Source organism: Clostridia bacterium (genome assembly GCA_014360065.1).
GTDB lineage: Bacteria > Bacillota > DSM-521 > Neomoorellales > JACIYF01 > JACIYF01.
The window spans coordinates 1-5,787 of record JACIYF010000141.1 but is presented as its reverse complement, the minus strand read 5'-3'; the positions used below and the strand labels follow the sequence as shown (position 1 = coordinate 5,787).

Annotated in this window: 5 protein-coding genes; all 5 read left to right on the top strand. The window is 54.4% G+C overall.

Annotated elements, in window-relative coordinates; all coding sequences use genetic code 11:
- Window positions 1-854 (top strand): hypothetical protein (locus H5U02_13540; GenBank protein MBC7343444.1); only part of this gene is annotated, 854 nt, incomplete at its 5' end.
- Window positions 818-1,645, top strand: a complete 828-nt coding sequence (locus H5U02_13535) for a hypothetical protein (protein ID MBC7343443.1) — start codon at window positions 818-820, stop codon at window positions 1,643-1,645. The genes H5U02_13540 and H5U02_13535, both read left to right, overlap by 37 nt.
- The gene (gene asnB, locus H5U02_13530; GenBank protein ID MBC7343442.1) at window positions 1,618-3,402 is read left to right on the top strand and encodes an asparagine synthase (glutamine-hydrolyzing); all 1,785 of its coding nucleotides are present in this window, start codon (window positions 1,618-1,620) and stop codon (window positions 3,400-3,402) included. Before H5U02_13535 ends, asnB begins: the two co-directional genes overlap by 28 nt.
- Window positions 3,371-4,459 carry a glycosyltransferase gene (locus H5U02_13525; GenBank protein MBC7343441.1) on the top strand — a complete coding sequence of 363 codons (1,089 nt, stop codon included), beginning with the start codon at window positions 3,371-3,373 and terminating at the stop codon, window positions 4,457-4,459. Before asnB ends, H5U02_13525 begins: the two co-directional genes overlap by 32 nt.
- Before the next feature lie 265 nt (window positions 4,460-4,724).
- Window positions 4,725-5,660 (top strand): DUF1848 domain-containing protein, encoded by a 936-nt coding sequence (locus tag H5U02_13520; protein ID MBC7343440.1) that lies wholly within the window; start codon window positions 4,725-4,727, stop codon window positions 5,658-5,660.
- Window positions 5,661-5,787 lie beyond the last annotated feature (127 nt).

Here is a 5,787-nt window from a genome sequence, read left to right as displayed (position 1 = left end):
ACAAGATCCAGGTAATAGCAACTAGGAGTTGCTTTAAGCATTTTTACTCTACCTTCACCGATTCCAAAGAATGTATCAAAGACGTCGTGCTATTGTTGCCCGGAAAACAGGAAGAACTTAGAGTTGTTGGCGGCAACTTTACCATTCGACCTATTCCGGCATATCACCAGGATCTTGGCGAAGGTGACTGTGCTGGCTTGGTGATTGAAGTGAACGATAAGCATGGACAAGAAAGCCATGAGTTTAAATCTATCCTTGGTATGACCGGTGACACCGTCTGGACTACGACCTTAGCGCGAGACCTCGCAGAGTGCGCCGTGGTATGCATGAACATGGGCGCCCTAATCGACGTGCGCAAGGGCGCCTCTTTTGAAGAATTCTTCTGCGACCCGGGGGCAGTTAAGAAACTGATCTATGAACAAAACCACCTTTATCTGCCTGGCACCTTAACACTGCTGCAGGAGCTTTCGCAAAAGGGACGGGCTCAGTTGGCCGTAATCGGAGAACTGGGCGAAGAGCTAAAGTCAGGATTGCGAGAAGACCTCTTTTACAGCATTAATGATTTTCTTACCAGACTCGGTACTTGCCATAAAAGAACGCCAATTAAGGCGCTGATGGAAGATATCGGCCTAACCATCAGTTGGGAGCAAGGTTCAGGGGAACCACAAGTTCGGTGTGCCCGCTGTAAGCGACCCTTTCCTGCTACTGAGGTCCAACTCAAGGTGACGGAAGATGAGCGTAAGAGCGAACAGCTCAACTATTACTGCCCCGACTGTAAGGACAAGATAGAGTGGTTAGAAAAAGGAGACGACGAAAAGTGGAAGAGGCGCTACTGGCCGCGAGTGGCTCGCTAGTCTCCTTCTTGCGGCAAGGTCTGGACAAGCACCTTGATTCGGAGCGACTGGCCAGGGCGGGGATGGTCCTCCTAGGACCCAGCCGTGAGCCATCCACCCTTGATCCTTTGTTCCTTGAACTGGCAGATTACCTGCGCTCAATGCAGAGGCGAGACGGCGGGTGGGTGGACGTAGAGGAGACGGCGTGGTGCGCGGCCTACATGCAGAAAATGCCACCCGCCTACTGGGGTGCAGCAGCTGGTGCCCGCAAATGGCTAGAGGGACAGCGGCACCCTGGCGGCGGGTGGGGCCGGAGCGAGCGCGACCAGCCCAGGATTCCCTACACAGCCTGGGTGGCGATACTCCTGCCGGAACTGGTCGATACGCAGGATCTACTTTGGCTGGAAGGGGCAACTTCCCGTGAGATGGTGGGCAAGCCCGTCCTAACGTACAAGATTGCCTTACCCCTCATTGCCTTCTGGCAAAACAGCTCTGCCCGGCCGTCGAATCAGCTGGTTGAAACCTGCATCTCCATTCTGGCAGGAGCCCAAAACGAGGACGGTGGTTTTGGCCCCTGGCAAAATCACCCTTGCGGCAGTGACCCTTGGTGCACCGCGGTTGTTTCCCTTAGCTTGCTGCGGTATCCGGAACTGGTGTCTCCGACAATAATTGAGAGGGCGCTTGGATGGATCCTTCACCACCAGCTTCAGGGAGGCTTCTGGCCGTACCACTACCTCGACGAAGGGTCGGCCTTGGCCTACTGGGCGCTAAGGGAGCTGGCCCAATGGTGGCAAAAGGGACGGAAGAGCTAATGTGTGGCATCTGTGGCATTTATGGCAGAAGCGACAGCAAGACTATTACCGCCATGACAGCTTCTCTGGCCCATCGCGGTCCTGATGCAACAGCTGTGGTCACCACCGCCAGGCATTCCCTCGGCGGCGCCCGCCTGCACATTACCGGTGCGGCAGACGCACCGTTTCCCTTCGGCACCGGGCAGGGCGAGCCCTGGTTATTACTTAACGGTGAGATATATAACTATCGCTACTGGCAGAAACTGTTGATTGCCAGGGGCTATGAATTGAGAACCGGCACCGATACGGAAGTTGCCTGGGCACTGTATAAGGAATATGGTCCCGGGTTTGTTAAACACCTCAAAGGTATGTTTGCCATTGCCGTCTTGGACGGCGACCGGTTGCTTCTGGCCCGGGACCGATTTGGGATCAAGCCACTCTTCTACCTCCAGAGAGGTGGGCAGTTGGCCTTTGCTTCTGAAATCAAGGCGCTGTTACGTTTCGCGGGCAAAGCTTTACCCCTTAACACCAGTGCTCTGCAAGAAATCCTCACCTTCGGCTACGTAGATGATGTGACTGCAACTGCCTTTCAGGGGATAAAGCAGGTCCCGCCGGGAGGAATGCTTGTTTTTGATGGCAGGGAATTGCGGGCGGAAAGGTACTATCAGCTCCCCAGAGCCTTTTCCGCACCGGTAAGCCAAGAGGATTTTCGGGAACAGGCGTTACTTCTCGCCAATATCCTCCCTGCGGCCATGGAGAACATCTTGAGCCACGGTCCGCAGGAAAAGGGTGTCTTTCTTTCTGGCGGTGTGGATTCGACCCTCATGGCTGCGCTGGTTAGGGATAGAGGGGCGGGGCTTCTCACCTTTAGCCTGGCCGATGGAGATGAGGCACCCGACCTCCCGTGGTCTCGACGCGTCGCCCAGGCGCTGGGTAGCAAGCACCACGAGATTGTGGTAACATTTCAAGACTACCTGGAGGAACTGCCACGCTTTATCTACCACTATGAAAACCCGGTGGTGGGCGGGGTCTTTGACCTGCAAGGGGCGGTGGCCTTTCACCTACTTTGCCGCCAGGCTTCCCGCCATGTGAAGGTGGTCTTGACCGGCGAGGGAGCCGATGAACTCTTTGGTGGCTATTATTGGACGTATACTCATCCCCTTGGTTTTGCTGACCGCATATATGAGCGGTTGCGCCGGGTCACCAATTATCAGTCAAATCCCGGCTTGGTACGCAGGGTGGAGGGGCTGTTTCCCCAACCTGAAGATGAAACCACGTACAGGTTGCACATTTTTGACCTTCTGCTTCAGGGCGGGTTGGCTAATTACCACCTCTGGAGCGTAGATCGGTCCTGTGGCGCCTTTGGGTTTGAGGCACGACCTTTTTACCTTACGGATGCCGTCGCGCACTTCGCCCTTGGCCTACCGGTGGAACTTAAGGTTCATTCTGCTGCCACAACCAAGTTTCTGCTTAAAGAAGTGGCGCATAAATACCTGGTGCGTTATGGCCTGGAAGAAGTTGTTACCAGGAAAAAGATTGGCATGCCAGCTGCGGTAAAGCAGCTGGATGTGCGCTTCCATGAATACGCTAGGCAACGGCTAAGTGACCAGTACCTGTCGAGGCATCCCTACCGTGAATACCTGGCTAGCAAGGCCGAAGTGCTCCTTTTCGACCTTTTCTACTATATATTCTTTTACCGCGGCGGGCACCTGGAAAACGGTTTCACAGTCCAGGAGGCCCTTGAGGGTGGTCTGTTTGAAAGTATGTATGATCACTAAGTTCCCTCCTATTGAAGGTGGTGTTAGCGCTACGGCCTACTGGCTGGCCAAGGGGCTTGCCGAAACTGGCGTAGAGGTGCACGTGGTCACCAATTCTCTCTCAGTGGAGGAGGAGTATACCATTCCTTCTTGTGATCTCGAGGGTAACCTTCCCGAAGGGGTGACCGTTCACCAGACAGCCACGGATACACCCTGGCACATTCCCTTTTCGCCTCTATACGAGACAAAGCTTCTGGACAAAGCCCTGGAAGTCTGCGCTGCGCACCAGATCGACCTTCTAGACGGGTTTTACCTTATTCCTTACGGTATCACCGCCTTCTTGGCGGCGAAACTTACCGGCCTGCCCTACGTCATCCGTCACGGCGGCAGCGACTTGGCCAAGTTCTGGCAGCAAGGGGTGCTGCCTACACTTCTGCGCCTAACCCTCTCTCAAGCAAACGCGCTCCTCACCGATCGGCCCGAGTTACGCTACCTCAACGAAAACTGCTACGCTATCCCTCGCTATGTCCCCGACGAGCGTTTCTTCCATCCAAATCAGAAACCCGATCGGGACACCCTCACCTTGGCTTACGTTGGAAAAATCAATTACTACTGGCAGCATAAAGGGCTGGACCGCATCCTCGAGTTCTGGCGACCCTATTCGGGGAGCTCCCGGCTCCTGTTTCTGGGTAGCGGACTGGGTAAGGACGATTTTATCGCCAGGTGTAGCCCTGCAGGCGTGGAGTTTCTTAATTTCGTGCCCCCCTGGCAGATGCCAGCCTTTCTACGAGGGGTGGATTACCTTTTTTACCTAGTTAAAAACAACCCGGTTCCCGACTTTTCTAACCTAGTGCTTGAGGCCGTTGCCAGCGGCGTTCGCATCCTCACTGATGATCTCGGCGCTTTTTCTGCTTATGAGACGTACTTTCCCGTGTCTGGTTATGTTCTAGCCATGGAGAACTTCTCGGTACCTCAAACTGTTCCCGTTCGCCCAGTGGGCGGACTCCAAACTACCTATGCTGCCTATATTACAGCCAACCTAAATCTGTACCGCAGAGTTGCTGGGCGGGGACGATGATGGTTTAATTAAGAAATGAGCTCGGCCAGATGGCAACATTGTTGCTGACGGCAGTGGAACCAATGGCGGGTCATTGGCTCGGCATCTTAGTGCCGGTATGGCTTCTTAACGCTTAGGAGCGGGGGTATAATGGGTGGCAGGACCTTGGTGATCACGGTTGGGAGTACTGTTGTAGAGGTTAGGGAACTTGGGATAGAGTCAGACCAAAGTGAACTATACATAGCTGAAGCGCAAGAACACACAGGTGGGTGAGGAAGCTTAGATAATGCAGGCATTGACAAAGCCGCAGATCATCTCCGTTAGCCGGCGGACGGATGTGCCGGCGTTTTACGGGGAATGGTTCATGAACCGGCTGCGGGAAGGGTGGGCGGTCAACTACAACCCTTATAGCCATAAGGCCTCGGTGGTGGAGCTTGCCCCCGAGAAGGTGGCGGCTTTTGTCTTTTGGTCTAAGAACTTTAAGCCTTTCTTGCCTTACTTGGATGAGATTGAAGCTCGGGGGTACTACGCCTTTTTCCTTTTTACTATTACTGGGCTACCGAGGCTCTGGGAGCCGCGGGTGGTGGATACGGCGGTAGCGGTGGAAACCTTTAGGGAGCTGGCCCGGCGGTATGGGCCGGAGCGGGTGAGTTGGCGTTATGACCCCATTCTTCTAACCGCTTGCACTGGTTTTGATTACCATATCCGGACCTTTACGGATCTGTGCAGGAAACTAAAGGGCTATACGAGGAGGTGCTATACCAGCTTTGTCTGCATGTACCCGAAGGTGGAGCGACGCCTCATGGCCGTGGCCAAGGGACCGGCTAAGATGCTAGAAGGGGTAGGGGAGGGGCAAAAGCGAGAGCTGGCAGAAGAGCTGGCCCAGATAGCCTGTGAGCACGGAATAGAGCTTTATAGCTGCTGCAACGATTTTCTGGTGGGCGAGAAGATCAAGAAAGCCCACTGCGTAGATGCCGACCTGATCTGCAAGTATGCCGGGCTGGACCTGGGCCTTTACCGAGTGCACCCTACGAGAAAAGGATGCGGATGTTATGAGAGCGTCGACATCGGCATGTACGATACCTGCCCGCACCTTTGCCGGTATTGCTACGCCAACACCCATGAGCAGGTAGTTCTGAGAAACTACCGGACCTATGACTCCCGGTCGCCTCTTCTACGGGCGGATGCAGAAACGAGCCTGGCGAGCGACCTAAAGCTATAGTCCCTAGTTGTAGAAGGAAAATGCCTATTCTTGGTGAAAAAGGTAATCAAGACTATGGCTAACAGGTTGGGTGAGGAATGGTTAAATTACGATGGAGCCGGGCTTTTCTCTTTGCCTTGGTGGATGC

Excerpts from the sequence above, each read along its gene's own strand:
- H5U02_13520 (MBC7343440.1), top strand. The coding sequence starts at position 4,725 with ATGCAGGCATTGACAAAGCCGCAGATCATCTCCGTTAGCCGGCGGACG.
- asnB (MBC7343442.1), top strand. The coding sequence starts at position 1,618 with ATGGTGGCAAAAGGGACGGAAGAGCTAATGTGTGGCATCTGTGGCATT.